The organism is Streptococcus sp. HMSC073A12, from assembly GCF_001812815.1.
In the GTDB taxonomy this organism is placed as follows: Bacteria; Bacillota; Bacilli; order Lactobacillales; family Streptococcaceae; genus Streptococcus; species Streptococcus vaginalis.
This window is the reverse complement of sequence record NZ_KV810564.1, coordinates 26,345-51,092: the sequence shown is the minus strand read 5'-3', so window position 1 is coordinate 51,092 and position 24,748 is coordinate 26,345. Positions and strand designations below refer to the sequence as shown.

Annotated in this window: 26 protein-coding genes, 1 pseudogene and 1 riboswitch; of the genes and pseudogenes, 24 read left to right on the top strand and 3 right to left on the bottom strand. The window is 36.5% G+C overall.

Annotated features, from left to right (window positions below; translation table 11 throughout):
* Positions 1-32: 32 nt before the first annotated feature.
* From HMPREF2876_RS08790 to HMPREF2876_RS08780, 3 genes are all read left to right on the top strand, one after another.
* Positions 33-671: a hypothetical protein gene (locus HMPREF2876_RS08790; RefSeq protein ID WP_024052597.1), complete on the top strand. Its 639-nt coding sequence runs from the start codon at positions 33-35 to the stop codon at positions 669-671.
* Between the two features lie 66 nt (positions 672-737).
* Positions 738-2,042, top strand: coding sequence for a bifunctional folylpolyglutamate synthase/dihydrofolate synthase (locus HMPREF2876_RS08785; RefSeq protein WP_024052598.1), 1,305 nt, complete (start codon positions 738-740; stop codon positions 2,040-2,042).
* A gap of 54 nt (positions 2,043-2,096) precedes the next feature.
* Positions 2,097-2,186, top strand: a riboswitch (THF riboswitch).
* Between the two features lie 33 nt (positions 2,187-2,219).
* Positions 2,220-2,780 (top strand): folate family ECF transporter S component, encoded by a 561-nt coding sequence (locus tag HMPREF2876_RS08780; protein ID WP_024052599.1) that lies wholly within the window; start codon positions 2,220-2,222, stop codon positions 2,778-2,780.
* Between the two features lie 62 nt (positions 2,781-2,842).
* Here HMPREF2876_RS08780 and pepA read toward each other — a convergent pair whose 3' ends face one another.
* A complete protein-coding gene (pepA, locus tag HMPREF2876_RS08775) occupies positions 2,843-3,907 on the bottom strand; it encodes a glutamyl aminopeptidase (protein ID WP_042754108.1) in 1,065 nt (354 codons plus the stop codon).
* A gap of 119 nt (positions 3,908-4,026) precedes the next feature.
* Between pepA and HMPREF2876_RS08770 the strand changes: the two genes are divergently transcribed.
* The 5 genes from HMPREF2876_RS08770 to HMPREF2876_RS08750 all read left to right on the top strand — a co-directional run bounded on the left by HMPREF2876_RS08770 (position 4,027) and on the right by HMPREF2876_RS08750 (position 6,934).
* The gene (locus HMPREF2876_RS08770; RefSeq protein WP_024052601.1) at positions 4,027-4,314 is read left to right on the top strand and encodes a DUF4651 domain-containing protein; all 288 of its coding nucleotides are present in this window, start codon (positions 4,027-4,029) and stop codon (positions 4,312-4,314) included.
* Complete coding sequence (locus HMPREF2876_RS08765; RefSeq protein WP_024052602.1) at positions 4,311-4,628, top strand: thioredoxin family protein; 318 nt, start codon at positions 4,311-4,313, stop codon at positions 4,626-4,628. The genes HMPREF2876_RS08770 and HMPREF2876_RS08765 overlap by 4 nt, the downstream gene beginning before the upstream one ends.
* A 16-nt stretch (positions 4,629-4,644) precedes the next feature.
* Positions 4,645-5,271 (top strand): YtpR family tRNA-binding protein, encoded by a 627-nt coding sequence (gene ytpR, locus HMPREF2876_RS08760; RefSeq protein ID WP_024052603.1) that lies wholly within the window; start codon positions 4,645-4,647, stop codon positions 5,269-5,271.
* Positions 5,272-5,342: 71 nt separating this feature from the next.
* Entirely contained in the window at positions 5,343-5,738 is a 396-nt protein-coding gene (locus tag HMPREF2876_RS08755; RefSeq protein ID WP_003070740.1) for a single-stranded DNA-binding protein, read from the top strand.
* A gap of 416 nt (positions 5,739-6,154) precedes the next feature.
* Positions 6,155-6,934: an InlB B-repeat-containing protein gene (locus HMPREF2876_RS08750; protein WP_024052604.1), complete on the top strand. Its 780-nt coding sequence runs from the start codon at positions 6,155-6,157 to the stop codon at positions 6,932-6,934.
* Between the two features lie 37 nt (positions 6,935-6,971).
* Here the strand turns inward: HMPREF2876_RS08750 and HMPREF2876_RS08745 are convergent, their stop codons facing one another.
* On the bottom strand, positions 6,972-7,772 hold the full coding sequence (locus tag HMPREF2876_RS08745) for a LacI family DNA-binding transcriptional regulator (RefSeq protein ID WP_024052605.1): 801 nt from the start codon (positions 7,770-7,772) through the stop codon (positions 6,972-6,974).
* 61 nt (positions 7,773-7,833) lie between these two features.
* Here HMPREF2876_RS08745 and HMPREF2876_RS08740 point away from each other — a divergent pair, with 61 nt between their 5' ends.
* The 16 genes from HMPREF2876_RS08740 (at position 7,834) to groL (ending at position 24,416) form a co-directional block, all read left to right on the top strand.
* Positions 7,834-9,537: a glycoside hydrolase family 13 protein gene (locus HMPREF2876_RS08740; protein ID WP_024052606.1), complete on the top strand. Its 1,704-nt coding sequence runs from the start codon at positions 7,834-7,836 to the stop codon at positions 9,535-9,537.
* Between the two features lie 9 nt (positions 9,538-9,546).
* Complete coding sequence (locus HMPREF2876_RS08735) at positions 9,547-10,992, top strand: sugar ABC transporter substrate-binding protein (RefSeq protein ID WP_070584704.1); 1,446 nt, start codon at positions 9,547-9,549, stop codon at positions 10,990-10,992.
* A 9-nt stretch (positions 10,993-11,001) separates the two neighbouring features.
* Entirely contained in the window at positions 11,002-12,312 is a 1,311-nt protein-coding gene (locus tag HMPREF2876_RS08730; protein ID WP_024052608.1) for a carbohydrate ABC transporter permease, read from the top strand.
* On the top strand, positions 12,309-13,136 hold the full coding sequence (locus HMPREF2876_RS08725) for a sugar ABC transporter permease (protein WP_070241515.1): 828 nt from the start codon (positions 12,309-12,311) through the stop codon (positions 13,134-13,136). Before HMPREF2876_RS08730 ends, HMPREF2876_RS08725 begins: the two co-directional genes overlap by 4 nt.
* 68 nt (positions 13,137-13,204) lie before the next feature.
* A complete protein-coding gene (locus tag HMPREF2876_RS11150; protein WP_083307006.1) occupies positions 13,205-14,431 on the top strand; it encodes a carbohydrate-binding module family 20 domain-containing protein in 1,227 nt (408 codons plus the stop codon).
* 474 nt (positions 14,432-14,905) lie between these two features.
* Positions 14,906-15,892: a substrate-binding domain-containing protein gene (locus HMPREF2876_RS08715; RefSeq protein WP_070241517.1), complete on the top strand. Its 987-nt coding sequence runs from the start codon at positions 14,906-14,908 to the stop codon at positions 15,890-15,892.
* The gene (locus HMPREF2876_RS08710; RefSeq protein WP_024052612.1) at positions 15,892-17,205 is read left to right on the top strand and encodes a sensor histidine kinase; all 1,314 of its coding nucleotides are present in this window, start codon (positions 15,892-15,894) and stop codon (positions 17,203-17,205) included. The genes HMPREF2876_RS08715 and HMPREF2876_RS08710 overlap by 1 nt, the downstream gene beginning before the upstream one ends.
* Positions 17,198-17,881, top strand: coding sequence for a response regulator transcription factor (locus HMPREF2876_RS08705; RefSeq protein ID WP_070584699.1), 684 nt, complete (start codon positions 17,198-17,200; stop codon positions 17,879-17,881). The genes HMPREF2876_RS08710 and HMPREF2876_RS08705 overlap by 8 nt, the downstream gene beginning before the upstream one ends.
* A complete protein-coding gene (locus tag HMPREF2876_RS08700) occupies positions 17,878-19,164 on the top strand; it encodes an ABC transporter substrate-binding protein (protein WP_070584697.1) in 1,287 nt (428 codons plus the stop codon). The genes HMPREF2876_RS08705 and HMPREF2876_RS08700 overlap by 4 nt, the downstream gene beginning before the upstream one ends.
* A 200-nt stretch (positions 19,165-19,364) precedes the next feature.
* Complete coding sequence (locus HMPREF2876_RS08695) at positions 19,365-19,799, top strand: PTS sugar transporter subunit IIA (protein ID WP_042754111.1); 435 nt, start codon at positions 19,365-19,367, stop codon at positions 19,797-19,799.
* Between the two features lie 25 nt (positions 19,800-19,824).
* Positions 19,825-20,319, top strand: coding sequence for a PTS sugar transporter subunit IIB (locus tag HMPREF2876_RS08690; RefSeq protein WP_070241519.1), 495 nt, complete (start codon positions 19,825-19,827; stop codon positions 20,317-20,319).
* Positions 20,320-20,351: 32 nt separating this feature from the next.
* Positions 20,352-21,200: a PTS mannose/fructose/sorbose/N-acetylgalactosamine transporter subunit IIC gene (locus HMPREF2876_RS08685; protein WP_070584695.1), complete on the top strand. Its 849-nt coding sequence runs from the start codon at positions 20,352-20,354 to the stop codon at positions 21,198-21,200.
* A gap of 1 nt (position 21,201) precedes the next feature.
* A complete protein-coding gene (locus HMPREF2876_RS08680) occupies positions 21,202-22,032 on the top strand; it encodes a PTS system mannose/fructose/sorbose family transporter subunit IID (RefSeq protein WP_022525277.1) in 831 nt (276 codons plus the stop codon).
* A 13-nt stretch (positions 22,033-22,045) separates the two neighbouring features.
* On the top strand, positions 22,046-22,336 hold the full coding sequence (locus HMPREF2876_RS08675; protein WP_024052618.1) for a hypothetical protein: 291 nt from the start codon (positions 22,046-22,048) through the stop codon (positions 22,334-22,336).
* Between the two features lie 144 nt (positions 22,337-22,480).
* Positions 22,481-22,762, top strand: a complete 282-nt coding sequence (groES, locus tag HMPREF2876_RS08670; protein WP_024052619.1) for a co-chaperone GroES — start codon at positions 22,481-22,483, stop codon at positions 22,760-22,762.
* A gap of 31 nt (positions 22,763-22,793) precedes the next feature.
* Positions 22,794-24,416 carry a chaperonin GroEL gene (gene groL, locus HMPREF2876_RS08665; RefSeq protein WP_024052620.1) on the top strand — a complete coding sequence of 541 codons (1,623 nt, stop codon included), beginning with the start codon at positions 22,794-22,796 and terminating at the stop codon, positions 24,414-24,416.
* 89 nt (positions 24,417-24,505) lie between these two features.
* Here groL and HMPREF2876_RS10975 read toward each other — a convergent pair.
* A pseudogene (locus HMPREF2876_RS10975) lies at positions 24,506-24,675 on the bottom strand (site-specific integrase); the annotation flags it as partial.
* Positions 24,676-24,748: the final 73 nt, after the last annotated feature.

The following is a 24,748-nucleotide window of genomic DNA, read 5'->3' as shown; positions in this document are numbered from 1 at the left end:
TTTATACTAAAAAGGTAGAAAAAGGAGTTGAAATGAGAAAGATAAAAAATATTCTTCAAATGAGTTTGCTAATCGTTCTGACACAGATTGCTTTGGTATTGCTGACGACGCCATTGTCCAAATCATTGACCTTTCAGCAGTCAAGTTTTGTATTTTTGTTCATTCTATTTTCTTGTGGCTTGCTTTATTTTCGCTATTTTTCCAGAGAGTTAACAGATTTTAAATCAGAAATCTTAACGGCTCGTTACTGGCCTCTCCTGCGATTATCCTATCTCATGATGGTATTTATCAATGCTATAGGAGTTTATCTGATGATTTTAGAAGGGACGGCTGCTGTTTCAGAAAGTCAACAATTATTTATGAGCCTGTTCATCCACTCCTCTCTTTTTTTGCTGGGTGTTGATGTGATAGCTCTGGTGCCTGAAGTACGGTCATTTATTATTCATCTTTTTGTTTCAAAAGATCAAGCAAGAATGAGTTTTGTGATAGGGAGTTTGTTTTTTATCCTTTTACGAAATCCAGCTGATATCAGTTGTTTTATCGTTTATACGGGCTTAGGATTTCTGTTTTCGCTCTTTATTCCCAAGCCACTTCCTCGTTTGGAGTTCTCCATTTTCAGTCATTTGTTGCGCAATAGCTTTTCTCTTCTTTTCTTGCTCATTTTTTGGTAAATTCCTTTTGTAGAAATCTCACTTCTATGATAAAATGAGAGCATTATAGATTGGATGAGAAGGACAATGATACAAAAGGAAGAACAGTTAGAATGGTTGCACCAACACCAAACAAAAGAGCCGCATTTAGGCTTAGAACGAGTGAGACGACTATTAGCATTGCGAGGTAATCCGCATTTACAAATCTCGGTCATTCACATTGCAGGTACCAATGGAAAAGGATCAACGATTGCGCATTTACGTCAGCTATTGCAAGTAAAGAAGTTGTGTATTGGAACGTTTACATCGCCTTATCTTCTTAACTATAATGAGCAAATTGCAATCAATGGTTTACCTATTTCAGACGAAGACTTTTATTCTTTGTTGCAATCTTATCAAGAGTTATTAAAAAAGCAGGTAGATGATACGGTATTGCAGGCAATAACAGAGTTTGAGATTATCACGGCGTTGGCTTATGATTATTTCTGCCAGCAAGAGGTAGATGTGGTCATAATGGAAGTAGGTCTGGGTGGTTTATTGGACAGTACTAATGTGTGTCGACCGGATTTGACAGCTATTACGACAATCGGACTAGATCACATGGCTATTTTAGGTACCACACTGGCAGACATTGCAGTGCAAAAGGCAGGTATTATCAAAGAGAGGGTACCAGTAGTGACAGGCAAGATTTCTTCAGAAGCACTGGCAGTTATTCACACTATTGCTCAGCAACGTCAGGCTTCTCATGTCCGCTATGGGAAAGATTATCAGGTAGAGTCTGTGCAACGCTTGGCAGAAGGAGAAAAATTTCGTTTTTCAAATGCATTTCGGCAGAAAGAAGACTATCAAAGTGTTCTTTTGGGCGTTCATCAAGTTGAGAATGCAGGACTTGCACTTGAATTATGCGATCAATATTGCTACTTGAAAGGTTTACCATTGTTGAGTGAAAATGAGGTAAGACGGGCATTAAAAAGAACGTATTGGCCTGCTCGCTTGGAGAAAATTTCAAATGCACCATTGATTTTGCTAGATGGTGCACACAATCCTCATGCAATGAAAGCCCTGATTGCTTCCTTAGAAAGCTATTTTCCAGATTATCAAAAAACGATTTTATTTACATGTATTCAAACTAAGGCGTTGGATGAAATGGTTGCTTTGTTAAAAACTGTTTCCAAATCTCAGTTATTTCTCACTACATTTGAAGATTCGAAGAGTTTTTCAACAGAAGAAATGCAAGGTTTGGCAAAGCGTGAAAAGTTAAAATATGTAGAGTGGTTGCCTTATTTGGAGCAATACAAAAAAGTCAAACATGGAGAGAAAGAGCTACTGCTCATCACAGGCTCTCTCTATTTCCTTGCAGATGTGAGAAAATATCTAATGAGCGATAGGTAAAAGGGGGTTTTCTAAATAGTTCAAATGTGATAGAATAAAAGAGCAATTCGTTTGCACAGAGTAAGTGGTCTGCGTTAAGTGTGTATGGATGGGATGTTGCCATACAACGAAACATTTGTGCGGTAGACCATTGCATCCGCTGTCATTTTGACAGCTCCCGAAAGAAAAGGAGCGAATATGAGAAAAAACTCGCCTAAGTTGTCGGTGCAACTTTTAGTTGCCCTTTCTATGATTGTAGCTCTCTGCTTTGTCTTAGAGAGGTTTTCAATCTTTGTCATCCCTCGTTTGTTGAAGCTGAGCCCAGCTTTCATTGGTTATACCCTTATGGGAAGTGTCGCTGGTCCGATTTTATCTGGTCTGGTTTCTGCCGTATATGATATGCTTTCCTTTTTCTTTTTGAGTCAGGGGCAACCATTCATTATCTGGTTTACATTGATTGAAGCCTTGCAAGGTATTCTCTATGGTTATTTCTTTTATGGCAAAGAATTACGATTTGAACGGAAGAAAGACTGGCTTTGGGTGACACTAGCAACTGTCGCTGTTATGGGAGTGGGGACCTTTACCTTAACGCCCTTAGCTCTCCATTTACAATATGGAGTACCCTTTGTTGCACTATACGCTACTAGGGCATGGTCTGTTTTTGAAATTCCTTTACGAGTATTTGTGACAATGCTCATTGTCCCACAGTTGCAACGAATCCCCGAATTACGTAAGTTAATGGGATTAAACAATAAGTGAAAAAACGAGAGCAGAAAAAGGCTGAGACATCACTGTCTACAGCCTTTTCAAATATGCATTTTTTAATAGTTTTTTATCAAATCAACGGTTGAACGATCCAATTTCTTAACAAGAGCTTGTAAGAAAGCTTGAGCTTGTAGAAAGTCGTCCATTGCGTAGAGTGTTTGATGAGAATGAATGTAACGTGCACAAACACCAATAGTTGTAGAAGGCACACCACCGTTTTTGAGATGAGCAGCGCCTGCATCGGTTCCGCCTTTGCCACAGTAGTATTGATACTTGATGCCTGCTTCTTCTGCCGTTGTTAGAAGGAAATCTTTCATATTTGGCAACATGAGGTGACCTGGGTCAAAGAAACGAATCAGAGTCCCTTCTCCGATAGCTCCTTGATCTCCGTAAATGTCGCCAGCAGGCGAACAGTCTACTGCCAAGAAAACTTCTGGGTCAAACTTAGTCGTTGAAACATGGGCTCCACGCAATCCGACTTCTTCTTGGACATTGGCTCCAACATAAAGTTCGTTGTTAAGCTTTTGTCCAGCCAGAGCTTGAACCAGTTCACTCACCATGAGGACACCGTAACGATTGTCCCAAGCTTTTGAGATAACGTTTTTCCCATTAGCTGTGAGAATAGCAGAGCTGTCTGGTACAATCGTATCGCCTGGACGAATGCCGTAGCTTTCAGCTTCTGCTTTATCAGCAAATCCACCGTCAAAAACAATATCTTCAATCCTTGGTAGACTTGGTCCACCTGTTCCACGAGTCAAATGTGGAGGAACAGATCCTGAAATAACAGGAATTTCATCTCCTGTACGATTAGATAATTTAAACCGTTGACTGCTAACGACGAGTGGATTCCAGCCACCAATTTGTACCACACGAAACGTTCCGTCGGGTTTGATTTCACTCACCATGAAGCCAACTTCATCCATGTGGGCAGCTACCAAGACACGTGGTGCATTAGTAGCTTCTGAATGTTTTACTCCGAAAATACCACCTAAGCCGTCGGTTATGACTTCGTCTACATGAGGAGTGATTTTTTTACGCAAATAATTGCGAACAGGCGCTTCATGCCCTGAAACGGCAGCAATTTCTGTTACTTCTTTGATTTTTGAAAATAATTCTGACATCATTAACCTTCTTTCTGTTCTTATTTTATCATTTTCTATCATAGTTGGGTAGCATTCAAAGATAAAAAACAGTAGTGTTTCGATTTGTCCCAATTTATCTTTTGTGTTAAAATATTGTCATGAAAGCTAAAAAGATTCTATTAACAACGGCTGCACTTGCGGGAGTAGGGATTGCAGCTTATGCGACTAAAAAAACGTTGGACGAACGAAAAGAAGCTGAGTGGCGTGAGCAATTAGTTGCTGAAATTCGGAAAAGTTTGTCTGATCTAGGCGATATTGCCACACTATATGTGCAATTATACAAGTCAGATGAGCATCGATTGGTTGGTGGTGTGGTGTATGAAGATAATCGACACATCACATTTGTGTATGAAAACGGTGAATTGACCTATGAGGAAGAACAATGATTATTCCAGAAAATATAGAAGAATTGGCATCATTTGTGAAACGCGAAGGAAAGATTGTGTTCTTTTTCACAGCCGAGTGGTGTGGAGATTGTCGTTTTATTAAACCTTTTTTGCCTGAGATTGAAGCAGAAAATCCTGATTTTACCTTTGTTGAGGTCAATCGTGACGATTATATGGAAGTTGCCAAAAAGTGGGATGTGTATGGGATTCCTAGCCTAGTAGTCCTAGAAAATGGACAAGAAATTGGTCGTTTTGTTAATCGCGAGCGAAAAACGAAGACGCAAATCAATGAATTTTTAGCCCAGTTAAACTGAACATATAGGAGAAATAATGATTTTTACATATAATAAAGAGCACGTTGGAGACGTGCTGATGGTGATTGTTGCAGACGGTCAAGGAGTTAAGTTAGCTGCTGAGCGCAAGGGAAACGTAGCGCGTATTTATCGTTTGGACAATGGAGAAACAGTTGCTTGGAATATTTTTCAGGTTTCTAATCTTTTTAATATTACCGAACGTGGGCAAGTTTTTCTGACAGATGAAGAAATTTCAATTCTGAATCAAGAATTGAGCCAAGCAGGTTTTGAACCAGAATTGGTCAATGACCTTGAGCCGAAATTTGTAGTTGGTGAAATTGTGGAAATGGTAGCTCATCCAGATAGTGACCACCTTAATATTTGTCAAGTAAAAGTAGCAGCAGATAAAGTGGTTCAAATCGTAGCCGGTGCGCCTAATGCTAAAGTAGGTCTCAAGACGATTGTGGTGCTTCCGGGTGCTATGATGCCAAAGGGAAACTTGATTTTTCCTAGTGAGCTGCGTGGAGAAAAGAGTTTTGGTATGATGTGCAGTCCTCGTGAGTTGCAACTGCCAAATGCCCCACAAAAGCGCGGAATTATTGAATTAGCAAGCTCAGAAGTAGTAGGAACAGCTTTTGATCCAATCAAACATTGGCAAGAATAAGTACAAATTAATCGTGGATTTTCACGATTTTTTCTTTTTTCTTACGAATAAATAGTTAGGAGGAAAAGAAAATGTATAATAAAGTAATTTTAATTGGTCGCTTGGTTAATACACCAGAGTTAAATAAAACAGCTAATGATAAATCTGTGGCGCGTGCAACGCTTGCTGTTAATCGCCGATATAAAGGACAAAATGGCGAGCGAGAAGCGGATTTTGTAAACGTCATTGTTTGGGGCAAATTAGCCGAAACTTTAGCAAGTTATGCAACAAAAGGAAGCTTAATTTCTCTTGATGGAGAACTTCGTACCCGTCGTTATGAGAAAGACGGTGTGACACATTATGTAACAGAAGTGCTTTGCAACGGCTTCCAGTTATTAGAAAGTCGTGCCCAACGAGCTCTTCGTGAGAATAATACAGGTGCAGACTTGGCAGATTTGGTTCTAGAAGAAGAGGAATTGCCATTTTAGGAATAGAAATTTCCGATTAAAATATTTAAAAATATTAGGATATTGAAGCTGAAATTTATCTTGATGTGATTAAAAAATGAGAAAAATACAGTTCCTAATCAAAGTTCAGTCATTAATAACAGAAAAGCTTAAAATCAACGTTTTTGATAACTTGCTTTTAAGCTTTTTTACTATTTCTGGGATTTTTATCTATTTGAATATCTTTTGTGACTCAATATGAATCTAAAGGAAACTGTTTAGCTTTAAAAATTATTATGACAGGCAAAATTCAACGACTTGAGTGATTGATAATTTTAAAAGAGAAGTTGATGTGTATGAAAAAAATTAACAATAAATAGTTGACAAATGGGAGCGGTTGCAGTAAAATCGACTTAAACGTTTAAGTTAAAAATTAATTTTCTCAAAGGAGTTTTACAATGAAAAAAGTCTTTTCTTATTTAGTGTTAGCAGGAAGCTGTTTTAGTCTAATGGCTTGTGGACAAACCACAAAGAACTCATCTGTAACGAATACAAGTGAGACAAACCGTAAGGAGATAAAAGTTAATTACTATGATACAGATGGGAAAACTTTATTAAAAAATGAAAAAGTTAATTCTATTAAAGATATTTTGAAGTTTAAGCCTGAAAAGCAGGGAAAGAATTTTGAAGGTTGGTATGTAAAACCAGATTATTCGCGAAAATTTACGGATAAAATGGAGGTGAAATCAGTGTTATCCTTGTATGCAGGTTTTTCAACCTATAAAGCAGATAAGAGAGAGTTTATTATTCTGGGCAAAGGGAAAAGTCCGACATTAAAAACATCTAATTGGGGTGCGGTAGTAAATGATACACACAAGATGAAAAAAGAGGAGCAAGCAAATAGTAATATTTATAAAATTACTGTTGATTTAGAAGCAGGAGATGAATTTCAATTTGCCATTAATAATAAATGGGAAAATCAAAGAGGATTTGGTTATCTTCAAACAACTAAAAAAGATGGTGTTAGTTATTTCGAGAACTCAGGAGGTATAGGTGAAGTTTCAAGTAAACGTGCTAATATAAAAGTTGTCAAACCAGGGACTTATACCTTTACTTTAGTGACACATCCAGCTGAGGATACTTATGATACGAAAAACGAAAAATACACTGAACTAAAAAAGGAGGCTTTCAACATGAATCCTTTTGATACAATTTTTTGGGACTATACAAAAAAATGAGTGAGAAAGTCCACTCATTATACGATCAGATATAGATTTAAACCAGAATATCATGATTTTGAATTTTCTTACGTTGTATAGCCCATTCAATGCTTTGAAATAAATGTTGAAATTTTTCTTCAAATATATTTGGTAGGTAAAGTTTCTTTTTAAGATTAGACGTGAGTTGATGGATACTTTCATCAATCACTAAAATATTTTTAGCTGCAAAATATTCTAAATCAATCGTATTTTCAGTGAAAATAAAAATATCTTTAAAAGTATTCTGAATTTTTGTTAACCGTTCTTCGTTTCGTATAGGGAGAGTAAGTAAGGTAAAAGGCTCATTATTAAAGTAAGTTTGAGCTGTACGATGGATGCGAGAGTAATCTGTATTTATCTGAAAAAATACAGGATTATCAATGAAACTATCTAAGGCAATTAGAGGGGAAAAATTGATATTTCCAATTTTATAGAAAGTTTCGTTATCTATATCTAATGTAATAACAGCATCTACATTATCGTATTTTTCAATACACTGCTCATTTAAATAAAATAAATTGTATTGTTTAGAGTGGAGAAACTTTGAGAACTGATTTATAAAGTAAAATTGCTCAGCATTTTTGATTAATGATGAAGATTGCTGACAGTAGATTGCTACTGTTTGTAATTTCTTTGTGATAAGAGATTTAGCTGCTTGATTAGGAGTATAATCTAAAAGATTGATAATTTGCCATATTTTATTTTTAGTTTTATCGCTAATTTTTTGATCTTCGCGATTGTTGATAACATAGGATACAGTTGCAACAGATACACCTGCTTCTCGAGCAATATCTTTTATAGTTACTTTATTTTTCATATTCTTGTTATATAAAAAAAGAAAGTAAAAGTCAACTGATAAAAAAGAAGGGAGATTGAGGATGAATGAAGCAGGCATATTACACATACCTGATTCAAGATATTGCTTTGCTATTAATGAAAATGAACTTGTCATCCGTTTTCGACTAGCTAAAGAAGATCGAGATGTAAAAGTATTTCTTTTATATGGAATGAAATATGATTACCAGACAAAGCGAAAAGAAAAGGAAATTTTTATTTGCTATGAAGATAAACTATTCGTTTATTTTGAAGTTAAATTACACTTAGATGATACACGATTCGCCTATATTTTTCGACTAGAAAAAGAAAATGAACTATATTACTTTAGTGAAGATGGAGTCACACAAGATTATGATTTTTCAAATGCTTTTTATAATTTCTTTCAAATGCCATATATAAATCAAGCGGATTTATTTCCTTGTGTTCCATGGATGAAAGAAGCAGTATTTTATCAAATTTTTGTGGATCGGTTTTGTAAAGGGAATGAGCAAAAAAATCAATCTTATATAACGATGAATTGGGGAGAGAAGCCTACACCGACAAATTTTGCGGGAGGAGATTTGCAAGGGATTCTTGCAAAATTAGACTATTTATCCGACTTAGGGATTAATGCAATCTATTTGAGTCCTATTTTTACTTCTCCGTCTAATCATAAATACGATATTATTGATTACTATACGATTGATGAGCAATTTGGCTCTAAGAAAGATTTGAAACAATTAATTGAGGTAGCTCACCAAAAAGGCATGAGAGTGATTTTAGATGCAGTCTTTAATCATTGCAGTTATAGGTCTAAAGAATTTATGGATGTAATCCGAAAAGGAAAGGAGTCAAAATATTACAGTTGGTTTCTTATACAAGGTGATTTTCCTGATATAAAGGAACAAAATTACGAAAGCTTTGCTGCTTGTTATTATATGCCAAAATGGAATACTTCAAATCCGGAAGTTCAAAAACATTTAATTCAAATTGGACTTTATTGGGTGCGAGAATTTGACATAGATGGTTGGCGTTTAGATGTATCTGATGAAGTTTCTCACCAATTTTGGCGCCAATTCCGTTTGGCAATCAAACAGCAAAAAGTAGATTGTGTATTGATTGGTGAAAATTGGCATGATGCTTATCCCTATCTTATGGGGGATCAGTATGATAGTATCATGAATTATGCTTTCACAAAGGCTTGTCTGGATTGCTTTGCTTTTAATCGTTATTCTGCTCAGGATATGGCAGAACAATTAAATCATATTTTAATGAGAAATGTAAGCCAAGTAAACCAAATGAATTTGAATTTATTAGATTCGCATGACGTACATAGAATTTTTACACAAGTAGGGTGTTCAAAAGAAAAATTATTAGCCGCTCTAGCTTTAATGTTTATGTTTCCGGGAGTGCCTTGTCTTTATTACGGAACTGAAATTTGCATGGAGGGAGGTTATGATCCTGACTCAAGACGTACCTTTGATTGGAATATGGAGCATTGGGATTTGCAAATAATGGCAAAAATAAAAGAATTAATTGCTTTAAAGAAAGAAAAAATTGTGCAAGAAGGTGAAGTTCGAATTTTCTTTAAAGGGGCGATTCTGGTAATTGAGAGAAAATATAATGACACTTGCTTAATAGTTGAACTGAATCTCAGCAATCAAGAACAAAACCTTGATGAAGATATCTCGCAATCTTTAATTGAAAATGGAGTACGTTATCATAATGTGCTAGTTCCTTATGGTTATAGAATATCAAAAAGATAGGAGGATGATATGAAATTAAAAGTAATTGGAAAGATAAGTATCCTTGCAATTATAGGATTATGTCTTATTGCTTGTGGTCGTTCCACTAAAAACAAGTCTGCTAATGGAAATCGAATTTTTAATGGGAAATTAGAAAAAAATGTGACTATTAAAGTCTTAGAAAATGATACGGCAATTTCCAAAGGTTATTTTAGCGAGTTAATCAAAGCATTTAATGAGGAATATGCAGATAAAGGAATTAAAGCAGTAGATGCCAATACTGATCAGCATGTAGACTTAGCAAATGACGGGCCTTATGGTTATGGACCAGATGTATTATATCAGGCTAACGATGTGATTATGAAATATGTTGAGAAAAAACATGTTTATCCGTTGCCTATCAAAACATTAGATGCCTACAAAACGACATCAGAAAAAGCATGGTCTGCTTTTGAAATACAAAAATATGGAAAGACCTACATTTGCGGTGTTCCTGTAAATGTCCAATCTTCTATGTTGTATTATCGAAAAGATTTATTGCCAGCTGACTGGAAAGAAAGATGGGATAAAAATAAAAACGGTATTCCAGATATGACTGAAACTTGGTCTGATTTGGTTAAGTTTTCAAAAGAACGTCATATGGCAAATTCTTCACAATATGGTTATATGGAATCTCTTTATGACACTTATTTTTCAAGTGGTTATCTGTTTTCCTATGGTGGATATATATTTGGTAAAAAGAACACAGATACTAAAGATATTGGCTTTGCTAAGGGCGAAGCTGAAAAAGGAGCAAAAATTATTCAACAGTTAGCTGCTGTTATGAATGAAGAAAGTATTGATGATACTATTAAAACAAGTGCTTATAGTAAGTTAGGGAATGGAACTTATTTTGCAACAATGTCAACGCCAGATGTTTATTCAACTTTCTTAGATGAACTGAAAAAGAATTATGAATCACAAGGACAATCTTCGCAAGAAGCCGAGAAAAATGCTAAGGCAAACCTTGTGATGACAACTCTGCCTCAGCTGCTAAAAAGTGGTGATTTGACAGATACTAAGTCAACATTAATCCCTACCAAATCAATGGGTGGAGTGAATGGTTACGCTATTAGCGCTTATACCAAAGCTCCAAATGCAAGCCTAGCCTTTATCAATTTTGCAACACGCTATAAAATGATTGTTAAACGTTATGAAAAACTAGGAATTGTCCCAACTCGCAAAGATGTAGTAGATAAATTAGGAGGTATTTCTAAAGATTTATATTCAAATCTTGAAAAAAATAATATTATCTTAATGCCTTCAATATCTGCTGTATCACAAATTTGGACACCGACTCAGACTTATTTTGCAGACATTACGAAAGATGTCTTTCGTCCGAAAAATGAAAAGAAATATAAAAGCAACAAGGACTTAAAGGACGGACTCTCAAATGTAAGCAAACAAATTAGTGATGCTATTCACACACTAGAATAGGAGTGTAGTATGTGGGAGAAAAATCTCAAAAGTTTCAAGGAATCTACTTTCAAAACTAAACTCTCCTTTATTTGTATGGGAGTAGGACAGTTTCTTTATGGTCAAAAAATAAAGGGATGTCTCTTTTTCCTCATAGAACTGTTGTATTTATTTTATTTCATTAGCCGAGGTTGGAAAGACATAACAGATTTCTTTACTTTAGGAACAGAGGAAACAGATACTTGGCTTGGCATTCAAGGAGACAACTCTATTATTATTCTCTTAATGGGGATTTTGAGTTTTTTGTTTCTGTCTGTATTTATATGCCTCTACATCTTAAATGTAAAAGATTGTTTACAGATAGAAAGAATGGTAAAGAAAGGTAAAAAACTTCCCAACTTTCGAGAAGAATTAGCTATACTGACTGATAAAAACTTTCCGGCATTTGTATTATTTTTACCTGTGTTAGGAGTTTTGTTATTCAGTGTTTTACCTATCTTATTTATGATTTTAATTGCTTTTACGAACTATGGAGGCAAAGTTGTTCCTCCGATGTTAGTTGATTGGGTGGGTCTGGCTAATTTTGTAAAAATTATTTCTCTTTCTCAATTTGCTCCGACGTTTTTTAAAATTTTATCTTGGAATGTTATTTGGGGTGTTCTATCGACTTTCTTAAATTATTTTGGTGGAATTGGTTTAGCGCTTCTTTTTACCAATAAGCGTGTAAAAGGTCAGACTTTATGGCGAGCTTTTCCAATTTTAGCTTATGCTATTCCTGGTTTTATCAGTTTACTGGCTTTTAAGTTCATGTTTTCTTACGGTGGTCCTATAAATCAGCTTATTCAGCAATTCGGTCATAAAGCTATTGGTTTTTTGGATGTAGATGCAAAATGGTCTGCAAGATTCATTGGACTCCTTGTTAATGCTTGGATAGGAATACCTTCCATTATGCTATTAGTGACAGGGATGTTAGCGAACCGAGATGAAAGCTTGTATGAAGCATCTCGAATAGATGGTGCAAATAAATGGATGCAATTTAGGAAGATTACTTTACCTTATATTTTAACAGCAACAACTCCGGTTTTAATTGGACAATTTGTTGGTAATTTTAATAATTTTGGTATTTTTTATTTCTTAAGAGGAAGCTTATATCTTAAAAATTACTTCCTTGCAAGCGATACAGATTTATTAATTAATTGGCTGTATAACTTATCAATAGATAATAATTATTATAGTATTGGTGCTAGCATTAGTTTGATTATCTTTTTGATTACCTCAGCTATTTCATTGACGGTCTATGTGCGTACATCATCTTACAAGGAGGGAGGAAGGTTTTCATGAGAAGAATGAAAAGGTTTATTGAAAGTTCTAGCTTGTATGTTCTAATATTATTAGTCAGTTTAATATTTCTGTTTCCTTGTATTTGGTTGATATTGGCTTCGTTTTCTCGTTCAGGAACAATTTATTCCTTTAAAGGTTTTTTTCCAAAATCTTATAGTCTGCACAGTTTTATAACTTTATTCAATGATACAAAGCTATATAACTATCCTAGATGGTTTTTGAATACTCTTTTTATTTCAGGAAGTAGTTGTCTTTTGGGGTCTGTGTTAACTATCTTAACAGCTTATTCTATGTCCCGATTTGATTTTAAAAGTAAAAAATCGTTGATGAAGATAACAATGGTATTGGGAATGTTTCCTTCATTTATGGGAATGATTGCAGTTTATCTCTTAATGACACAATTTAACCTCATTAATCAATTGTGGGGCTTAGTTTTGATTTATAGTGCTGCTGCACCACTAGGATATTTAACACAAAAAGGATTTTTTGATACAATTCCTCATAGTATTGATGAAGCTGCTAGAATAGATGGAGCAACTAGTTTCCAAATCTTTTGGCATGTTCATTTACCTTTATCTAGACCAATTATTACTTACACAGCTTTAACAGCTTTTGCTTGGCCTTGGAGTGATTTTATTCTTCCTAAATTGTTATTAAAAGAAAAAAATCTTTATACAGTTGCAGTCGGGTTGATGAATCTTGACGAGACTGAATTTGCAAGATTTGCGGCAGGAAGCGTTTTTATAGCAGTTCCAATTGTACTTTTATATTTCTTATTAATCAAAAATATGGTAAAAGGTTTAACTGCAGGGGCAGTAAAATGAGGGTAAAATAATGAAAAATAGAAAATTAAATAGATGTTTAATCATTATATTTTGCTAATAATAGCGGGATGAGCTTATTAGATTTTAGATTTGCAAATTCAGTTCGTAGTTTATTTACGAATCCTTCCTATACTATGCAAGACTTTTATAATGTCATAAAAGAAACGGAATCCGATTACAAAGAAGTAAATGATCAAGTCACTTTCATAGATAATCATGATATGAGCCGATTTTCAACGATAGTTAATGGCAATCGGACTGCTGTCAATCAAGCTTATGCTCTATTACTGACTTCTCGTGGAGTTCCAACTATTTATTACGGTAGTGAGCAATATGATAAAGGTGAGAGTGCCCCATATAATCGTTCTGATATTACTTCATTTAATCAAACAACAGATGCCTATCAAATTATTAGCAAACTTTCAAAATTGAGAAAATCGAATAAAGCACTAGCATATGGTCAAACAGTTGAGCGATGGATTAATCAGGATGTGTTAATTTTTGAGCGGCACTTTGGGAATAGTGTTGCAATAGTAGCTGTCAATAAAGGAGATAAAAGTTATCATATAGATAATTTAAAGCCCCATTTACCTAAAGGAGATTATGTAGATAAACTAGCTTCTATGATGGCTGCAGGAAACATACAAGTTCGTTCAGATAATTCGGTTACTCCTTTTGAATTAAAAGCAGGCAGTGTTGGGGTATGGACTTATGATAATTCTCAAACAACGAAGTTATCTGTGGGGGATATAGATCCATCAATAGGCAGTGTTGGCAATGAAATAGCAATTACTGGAGAAGGTTTTGGAAACAAGGAAGGTCAAGTTAAATTTGGAGATACTAATGCGAAGGTGTTGAGTTGGTCTGATACTTTGATAAAAGTCTTAATACCTGAAGTAGCAGCTGGTAAATATGCAATTCACGTTTCAAATTTAAGAGGAGAAAAGGGGACCTATTCAGACTTTGAGGTTTTAACAGGAAAGCAAATTCCTGTAAGATTAATTGCAGACAACGCTCAAACGTTGCCGGGTGAAAATTTATACGTTGTCGGAAATGTTAGTGAATTGGGAAATTGGGATGCCAATAAAGCTATAGGTCCTATGTTTAATGCAACGGCATCGATTGCACAGTACCCTTCATGGTTTTATGATATCAATTTACCCAAAAATAAAAACATAGAATATAAGTTTATTAAGAAAAATAAAGATGGACAAATTATTTGGGAAAGTGGAGAAAATCATAAGATAACAAGTAGTGAAGAAGCACAAACCAAAAGAGCAAGTTGGCAAAACTAAATGACTTGATACTAAGAAGAAATAATAGAACTTCTTTACAATGTCAAAAATAGATTTCAAAATTGTAAGCAAGTTTGTAATCTGTCTTTACACCTATATAATACAAATTTTGTAGTAAATTAGGAAAGATTTGAGGCTGGGACAAAAGAGTCCCGGTCTCGTTTTTTGGTAGAAATAGCCTCTTGATGCGGTAGCTAATTGGACTTTTGTTCGTCTTTTCGTGGTTCCATCGCCTTTGTGTTTGTTATATTGGAATATGCTGAAGGAATGAGTTCAGACATTAAATTTCAAGTTTTTGAGTGGTTTTGTTTATTTATTATATAAAATGGAAAGTAGTGATTGTTTGTATCTACAATCAGCCATTTCTGCTCTTTCATATTCATATTAAATTTTGTTTTTTTGTATAAATATAATATAATAAACCTAGCTAAACCAGAGTTTTCTGTTTAAGATTGCTGTTGATAAGGAGAAAAAATGAGAGCAGGTAAAGGAAAAAAGCAATATCGCAATTGTCGTAAATATCTATTATTTTCTCTATTAGTTTTTGTTTTGACGGGCTTAGTTTTTCTCTATGTAAAGGGAATTTCATCAGATAGTAAACAGGTCAAGATAGGAGCAACCTATATGACGATGAATAATGATTTTTATAAAACTTTAAATGCGGAGATTGAGAAAAAAACGAATCAACAGGGCAATCGGCTTTATGTGCGGGACCCAGAATTAGACGAAGACAAGCAAAGTCAGCAGATTGATTATTTTGTTCAAGAAAGAGTAAATGTGATTGTTATAAACCCAGTTAAGAGTGACAGTCCAAAGATTCTGACTTCTTTAAATAAAGCCAGAAAAGCGGGAATCAAGATTATTGTTGTGGATGCACCTGTTAGCAAAGATGCTAAAGTTGATACTACTATTGTGTCAGACAATTATCAAGCCGGTGTGTTGATAGCAAACGATATGATGAAACGATTGTCAAGTGCGAAGGTTTTACTATTGGAACATCATAACGCTGTGTCTGCGATGGATCGGATTCAAGGATTTTTAGATACGATTAAAGGGCATCCTGCTTATCAGGTGGTTTCTAAGCGGGAAACATTGGGGCAGACGGAAGAAAGTATGCCTCAAGTAAAAAAGGCATTGAACGAAGGAATGCAATTTAATGTGGTCATGTCTTTAAATGATCGTGCTGCAATCGGAGCTCTCGCAGCCATAAAAGATCAAGGTGTGACAGACAATATTGCAATTTATGTCGTAGATGGCTCGCCTGATATTAAGAATTTCCTTGCCAACACCAATGATATTCAAGGAACGGTTGCCCAGTCTCCGATTCAAATGGGCGGAAAGGTGACAGAAGTGATTGAGCGCATGATGAAGCATCAATCTTACAAAAAGGAGTACCTGATTCCTGTTCATTTGGTGAATAAAGATAACATCGGGCAATATACAATTACAGGGTGGCAATAATGAGACGAAATAAAAGTATTTTTTATAGCAAAATTGCTTTAATGGTCATCAATTTTATTGCCATTGTTTATAATGCCTCTATTTATCTTTTTGCGACGAATTACGTGGTCGCAAGAGGTTATGCTCATTCACTATTGGGGCGTTTGGATGCTATCCCAGGCTCGCCGAGCTTTAGTTTTTGGTTAGCTATTATCTTTTATGCTTGCTTGCTATTAGTATTTTATTACCGCGAGAAACACCCAAATCAGCTATCCGTTTATGATAAAGTAACTATTATTGAGATTTTGCTGATGTTAGTTATCTTTTCTGTCCTGCATTCTTCTTATAATGGTCTGATTCTCTTGGTTTTTGCGGATATTTTTTACGGTTCTAAGGAGTTCAACACTTCAAAAGATCGGAAATATTGGTTTTCCTTTATCATTTTGAGCTTTACTATGTTGCTCTTATCCAACTATGATTTGATGTCACTTTTTGTTAAATTGCCTTCGTTAGATACCTACATTCGCTTTTGTCCAGAATCCATTCGCATGGCTCTCCTTTTTGGAAAGAATTTTCTCTTTTCACTGAATCTAGTTGTCTTTATGATTTCTCTACTATTTTATATTTTATCTGCGATGACCGAAAAACATCATATTGAAGAAGAGCTACGCATGGCCGCACAAGCCAATCGCGAGTTGAATAGTTATTTAGCCTTATCTGAAAAAATCGCAGAAGACCGTGAAAGAAAGCGAATCGCTAGAGAAATTCATGATACGCTAGGGCATGCTTTGACAGGGATTTCTGCGGGGATTGATGCAGTTAAAGTATTGGTGGATATTGACAAAAATCGTGCTAAGGAACAGTTAGAAAATGTTTCTGTGGTTGTGCGAGACGGTATCCGTGATGTGCGAGGTTCACTCAATAAAATGCGACCTGGTGCTTTAGAAAATAATAGCTTAAAGGAAGCGTTGTTCAAAATTATTCGAGAATATGAAGCCATTTCTAATTTGGAAATTCATTTTCGCTATGAATGGGCCACAATTGATTTAGATATTGCAAAAGAAGATATTGTCTTTCGGGTGATTCAAGAGTCCATTACCAATTCGGTACGGCATGGGCATGCCAAAACGGTTTGGATTGAGTTATTAGAAGAAGAGAATTATATCATGACCATTCAAGACGATGGAGTCGGCTTTGATGAGCTTTACTATGGTTATGGTCTCAAACAAATGCAGGAGCGTTTGGCGATTATTGGTGGGAATGTTCATTTTGAAAATCGCAACGGTTTCTATACTCATATTGAAATTCCGAAAATAGGAGGAAAAAATGATTAAAGTTTTAATAGCAGATGATCAAGCCTTGATTCGTGAGTCTTTACAGATTGTTTTATCGGCACATCCAGATATTGAAGTAGTGGGAATAGTCGGAGATGGCAAAGAAGTGCTTGACAAACTGCATCATGTACACCCTGATGTGATTTTAATGGACATTCGAATGCCTGTTATGGACGGTGTTCTCTATACAAAGGCAGTCAAAGAACACTATCCAGATATCAAAATTATTATTCTAACAACTTTTGATGACGATGATTTCATTTTTTCTGCTTTAAAATATGGTGCTTCTGGTTATATCTTAAAAGGAGTCTCTACTGAAGAATTGTATCAAGCTATTCAAACGGTTCACAAAGGCGGAGCTATGATTAATCCGAACATTGCTAGCAAAGTGTTTAAAATCTTTTCACAAATGGCGCAGTCGAATTTTGCCATTTCTGTTGCGGAAGAAAATGTAGAAGATATGAGTCAGACTGAGTGGAAGATTATCCAACAAATTGGTTTTGGAGTTTCAAACAAGGAAATTGCAGCGAAGTTGTTCTTGTCTGAAGGGACAGTGCGGAATTACTTGTCAGGTATTCTGACGAAATTAAATTTGCGAGATCGCACGCAATTAGCTATTTGGGCTGTGCAGACAGGTGTTACCCAACGTGATTTTAGTAAGGACAATGACAAATGAAGTGGCGGATGAGGTATTTGACGATGTTCGTCTCGGCTCTCCTTTTAGTGACCCTTAGCTTTGTTTTATGGACTTCCAATCAAAAAAAGATTTTGCGAATTGAAGTGTATGCAGGCAGCAGCTGGGACGTTCCGAATAGTCGTGAGAATAGAGTGTTAGACAATATTATTCGCCAATTTGAAAAGTCACATCCCAATGTCAAGGTCGTTTATGAGAGTGGAATTCCTAAAAAGGACTATGACAATTGGCTAGCAGAAAAGATTCTAAAAGGTGAGCAGGCAGATGTATTTATGGTGCCTGAAAATGATTTTTCAATGTTGGCATCTTCTGGAGCATTCAAATCTTTGGATTCTTTGATTAGTAAGGAAGAAGCCGCGGCTTACTATTCAGTTGCCTACCAAGCTGGACAGTATCAGGGGCGCAGTTATGCTTTGCCGATTGAAAGTAACCCTGTCATGATGTGTGTCAATAAGGATTTGCTGGAAAAAGAAGGCATTTCAATTCCTAACTCTAATTGGACTTTAGAGGATTTATATGCGATTTGTCAAAAAGTAACAAAGGATACAGATGGTGACAGTCTGATTGACCAGTATGGCATTACGGATTATACTTGGAAGCAAGCCTTGGTGGCGTATAACGGGCATTTAAGAAATCAAAATGGTGTTAATGTTGATAGTGTCGAAATGCATCAGGCACTCTCCTTTATCAGTAAATTGGATTCATTAAATCAACGGTACAAGGTAACGTCAAATGATTTTGATGAAGGTAAGGTCGCCTTTTATCCAATGAGTTTGGCTCAATATCGAACCTACAAACCCTATCCCTACCATGTGGCAAAATATTCTAGATTTTCTTGGACTTGTATTCCCATGCCAGCTGCTAAAGCAGGAATTCCTGCAACACAAGTGAAAACGTCCCTTTTTGCCATGTCTTCAAAGACAAAACAGGACAAATTAGCTTGGGAATTTATGAAATTATTGTGTCAAAATCAAAAAACTCAACAGAATTTATTTGAAAAGTCGCAAGGAACATCTGTCTTGCTATCAGTTGTTAAAAGCAGTCAGACGAAAAAGATTTTACAAGCAGATGATTTTGGGCTGAATTCATTGACTTCTCAAAGATTGGATCATATGATGAAACATTCTGTCTTAGATATTAGTCGAGATGTGGATTATCACTCTCTGGAACGCATTGATCACTTACTCGAAAATGCTCTCAAGAACAATGAAATCGACAGTCGCTTGCCAAGTATTCAAAGGGAAATGGAAGAAACAGGCAAATAGAGGTTTAACGAAGAATAAATATCAAAATAGTCAGATGAGAGATTTTTGAACTCAAAGCTGGCTATTTTTCTTTTTGAAAAACTATATGACATTTGTCATATTTTAACTAACAAATGTCATCTTTACAAAGTGACATTCGACAATATGAAATCGGTTCCATGTTTGGTAAAATAAGGCTAGGAAATGAAGGAGGAAAGAACATGAAATATCTAGTACTGGTCAGTCATGGTGGACTAGCAGAAGGTGTGCAAAGCTCTTTGAGGATGTTCGCTGGGGATAAGACCGACCAAGTCGTTGCAGTAGGCCTAAAAGAAGGCAAGTCTGTTGAAGATTTCGCTCTTGACTTTCGTCAAGCGTTAGCAAATCTGGGAACAGAAGATACGGTTTTGGTGTTGGCAGACATTGTCGGAGGAAGTCCTTTGACGACAGCTTGCAATGTTTTATCAGAACTTGGCAAGTTAAACACTGCAGTCGTACTTGGTGGTCTCAATTTGACAATGGCACTCACAGGCTTAGTGATGAAAGATATGTTGGAAGGAAAAGAATTGGCACAAGCCATTCTCTCAGAAGCATCCGTAGCGCTGCAAGAATTTGATGTAGTTGCTAGTGACGAAGAGGATGAAGACGATATTTAAAAAAAGATTAAAAAGGAGATTTATCATGACAATTTCATTTGTACGTATTGATGACCGTATGATTCACGGTCAAACAGTAACTCGCTGGGCAAAGGAATATCCTTGTGACGGCTTAGTTGCTGTCAATAATGCTGCAGCAGGAAATGCAGTTTTGAAACAAGCCTACAAAGCAGCTTCTGATAAAAAAACATTCGTTTGGACAAACGAAGCATGGAAAGAAAAATCACAAAAGGTATTGGATTCCGATAGTCGCTATTTCTTGATTACTAAAAATTCAATTGATATGAAAGAAATACTAGTTGATCAAGGTTTTGTGCCTGGTGATATCAAAGAAATCATCGTTGGTCCAGCCAATGACCGTCCAGGAGCTATTAAATTAGGAAACAACCAATCCATCACACAAGAGGAAGCGGAAGCACTTGAAGCGATTCAAAAAGCTGGCTATAAAGTGAAATTCCAACTCTTGCCAGATGTGTCTATTGGCTACTGGGACGATTTCAAATCTAAATTTGGTTTTTAACAAAATATAATAAGCATTAAGGAGGCTTTATTATGACAATTTCGTGGTTTCAAGCCGCTTTACTAGGGTTATTTGCCTGTCTATCATCTATGCCTGGTCTAGGTGGTACTTCCATTGGTAACTATACTCTTGGGCGCCCACTTGTAGGTGGTCTTGTTTCAGGACTGATCTTAGGAGATGTGAAATTAGGTATCATCTGTGGGGTTGCGATGCAACTTGTTTACATCGCTTTGGTAACACCTGGCGGTACTGTTTCAGCTGACGTTCGTGCGGTTTCTTATATTGGGATTCCTCTGGCAATGGTTGCTATTCAATCACAAGGACTATCACTTGACTCTGCAGACGCTGCTAACTTGGCTAAATCAATGGGAACACTCGTTGGTACAGTCGGTACAGTTCTTTTCTATGGTACAGCTACTATGAATCTACTTTGGCAACATATTGGTTGGAAAGCTGTTGAAAAAGGTGAATTTAAACGCCTGTACATGGTAGACTGGGGCTTTCCTTGGATTTCACACTTAGTATTCTCATTCTTGCCAACGCTTATTATGTGTAAATTAGGTGCTGATGCGGTTGCTGCTTTAAAAACAGCTCTTCCATTAGATGGTATTCCAATGAAAACCCTCTTTACGGTCGGCTCTCTCCTTCCATGTGTCGGAATTGCCATCCTCTTAAAACAAATCGTTGAAAAAGCTGTTGATTTCATTCCATTCTTTGTTGGATTTACTTTAGCAGCTTCATTAGGACTTAACCTTGTATCTTGTGCAGTCATTTCATTAATCTTTGCAGTATTATTCTATGAAATTCAAATGGCGAAAAATGTAAGAGCACAAGCGGCTGCCAGTGCAAGTTTTGATGATGACGATGAGGAGGATATTTAAAATGGTTAAATTAACGAAAAAAACATTAGGAAAATCTTTTCATCATTGGTATTATGGGAACTTAACTTGCTTCTCACAAGAACACATGCAAACCTTTGGATATCTGGCTTCAATGTTACCAATTGTGGAAGAATTATATTCTAAAAAAGAAGATCAAGCAAAAGCAATGCACACCTACACCGCATTCTTTAACACGGAGCCGCAATTAGGTGCATTGATTGTAGGGATTACAGCAGGTTTAGAAGAAGCGCGCGCGAATGGGGCTGATGGAGTAGATGATGAAACAATCAACGGTCTTCGTGCTGGTCTCATGGGACCTGTTGCAGGAATTGGTGATTCACTGATTGTTGGTACTTTGATTCCGATTATACTAGGTATTGCTCTCGGTTTGTCAAACGGTGGTTCACCACTTGGTGCGATTTTCTATATCGTGGTTTGGAACTTGCTCGCCTACTTTGGTATGAAATTCGCCTACTTTAAAGGGTACGAACTAGGAGATAAAGCAGTTGAATTTCTTGTAGGCCCTCAAGGACAAGCTATCCGTAAGTCGGTGTCTATCATTGGTGGTATGGTCATCGGTGCGGTTGCAGCGACATGGGTACCTGTTAAGACAGCTTTCAAATTGAAAGATTCTTCAGGGAAAGCCTTCTTGGTTTTACAAAGCCAATTAGACGGTGTTTATCCAGGTTTATTGACAGCTTTGTTTATCGTCTTTTGCTGGTGGTTGATGGCGAAGAAAAATCTCTCACCAATCAAAGTAATGTTGCTTCTCGTTGTAGTGGCCTTTCTTGGTGTATTGGTTGGCTTCTTCAATCCAGGATTGAAATACTAAATAGGAGAAAAATATGACAGAACAAGAATTGATTCAAGGATATGAAACGGAAATTCAATACCAAAAACACATGATTGAAAATCTAGGGCGTTGGTTTAGTCTCTTCTTTACTATTACTAGTATCGGTCTTGTTCTGGTTTATTTCTTCCGTCAGACCAATTTTATTAGCTTCATTGCTGGAACGATCCTAGCGGTCCTAGGGATTCTAGCAATGCTTGTCTTTGGTTATGGTATTTATAAAGGACGATTGAATATTAAAAAAGTTATTGACGATTTTGAAGAAAAATTAAGATTGATCCAATAAAAACTTATTTGCTTTCCCCCTAAAAACTTTGTCGTTTGACAGAGTTTTTTTCTTGACTATTTCTGACCAAGTGATACAATAGAAAATGTAAATATTAGCACTCGTGTATATAGAGTGCTAAAACAAGATATTGGAGGTAAACAAATGCTTAAACCATTAGGCGACCGTGTGGTCCTAAAAGTAGAAGAAAGAGAACAAAAAGTTGGTGGCTTTGTCATTGCAGGCGCAGGACAAGATGCAACGAAGACGGCAAAAGTTATAGCTGTCGGGGAAGGAATTCGTACGCTCAACGGTGAACTCGTTGCTCCAAGCGTGAAGGTCGATGATACTGTTCTCGTTGAAAGCCACGCAGGAATTGAAGTCAAAGACGGCGAAGAAAAGTACCTCGTTGTCAATGAAGCAAATATTCTAGCGATTGTTGAATAAATAAAAATTTATAGAAAGAGGAATTGTAAAAATGGCAAAAGATATTAAATTTTCAGCAGATGCAAGAAGCGCCATGGTGCGTGGTGTTGATATTTTGGCAGATACCGTTAAAGTAACCTTAGGCCCTAAAGGGCGCAATGTCGTTCTTGAAAAATCATTTGGCTCACCACTCATCACAAATGACGGTGTCACCATTGCAAAAGAAATCGAACTCGAAGATCATTTTGAAAATATGGGAGCTAAGTTGGTGTCAGAAGTTGCATCAAAAACCAATGATATCGCTGGTGACGGAACAACTACTGCGACTGTGTTGACGCAAGCAATTGTCCGTGAAGGAATCAAAAATGTAACTGCTGGTGCAAACCCAATCGGCATTCGTCGTGGTATTGAAACAGCTGTTGCAACAGCTGTTGAAGCCTTAAAAGCAAATTCTGTTCCGGTTTCTAATAAAGAAGCCATTGCGCAAGTTGCAGCCGTATCATCACGCAGTGAAAAAGTCGGAGAATACATCTCTGAAGCTATGGAAAAAGTTGGCAACGACGGTGTCATCACTATTGAAGAATCAAAAGGAATGGAAACAGAGCTAGATGTTGTGGAAGGTATGCAGTTTGACCGTGGCTATCTTTCTCAATACATGGTAACAGATAATGAAAAAATGGTTGCTGATTTAGATAATCCATATATCTTGATTACAGATAAGAAGATTTCTAATATCCAAGAAATTCTTCCTTTGTTGGAAAATATCTTGAAGACTAGTCGTCCATTATTGATTATCGCAGATGATGTAGACGGTGAAGCTCTTCCAACTCTTGTGTTAAATAAAATCCGCGGTACTTTCAATGTAGTCGCTGTGAAAGCGCCAGGATTCGGAGACCGTCGTAAGGCTATGTTAGAAGATATTGCGATTTTGACTGGTGGTACAGTAATTACAGAAGATCTTGGTCTGGAATTGAAAGATGCAACGATTGAAGCGCTTGGACAAGCCTCAAAAGTGACTGTGGACAAAGATAGCACTGTTATCGTTGAAGGCTCTGGTGATTCCGAAGCGATTGCTAACCGTGTGGGTGTTATTAAATCCCAAATCGAAAGTTCTACGTCTGACTTTGACCGTGAAAAGCTCCAAGAACGCTTAGCGAAATTGTCAGGCGGTGTGGCTGTCATCAAAGTTGGTGCTGCAACAGAAACAGAACTCAAAGAAATGAAACTCCGCATCGAAGATGCCCTCAATGCAACTCGCGCCGCTGTTGAAGAAGGAATTGTCTCAGGTGGTGGAACAGCCTTTGTCAATGTTTTAAGTGCCGTTGAAGCGCTAGAGTTGTCAGGTGACGAAGCAACTGGTCGCAACATCGTTCTTCGTGCGTTAGAAGAACCTGTTCGCCAAATCGCTTTGAATGCAGGATTTGAAGGTTCTATCGTCATTGACCGCTTGAAAAATTCGAAAGCTGGAACTGGTTTTAATGCTGCTACAGGTGAATGGGTGAACATGATTGATGCTGGGATTATTGACCCAGTCAAGGTTACTCGTTCTGCCCTTCAAAATGCAGCTTCAGTAGCGAGCCTCATCTTAACAACTGAAGCAGTTGTTGCTAACCAACCAGAACCAGCCAGTCCAACTCCAGCAATGGATCCAAGTATGATGGGCGGCATGATGTAATATATAACTAAAACCCTTGTAATATCAAGGGTTTTACTATTTTCTGAAACACGATTAAAGGCAAGGAGGGGCAAAAAAGGGGCAAAAGATTATAACTTGTTTAGAGCGTCTATAGCTTTTTTTCTTGCGTTTTTTGTGACGTGATTATAAATAGCTAGAGTAGTTTCAGGGTCAGAGTGTCCTACTCGCTCCATAATTACCTTAAGTGGGACAATAAAGAGATGTGGGAATGTCTGAATATGTGGCTAGTTAAATACTTTTTGAAATGCAGCTCTTACCCATGTTCAATTTTGAGAGTGGGACAGAAATCAATCATTCGAAGAATTTGATTT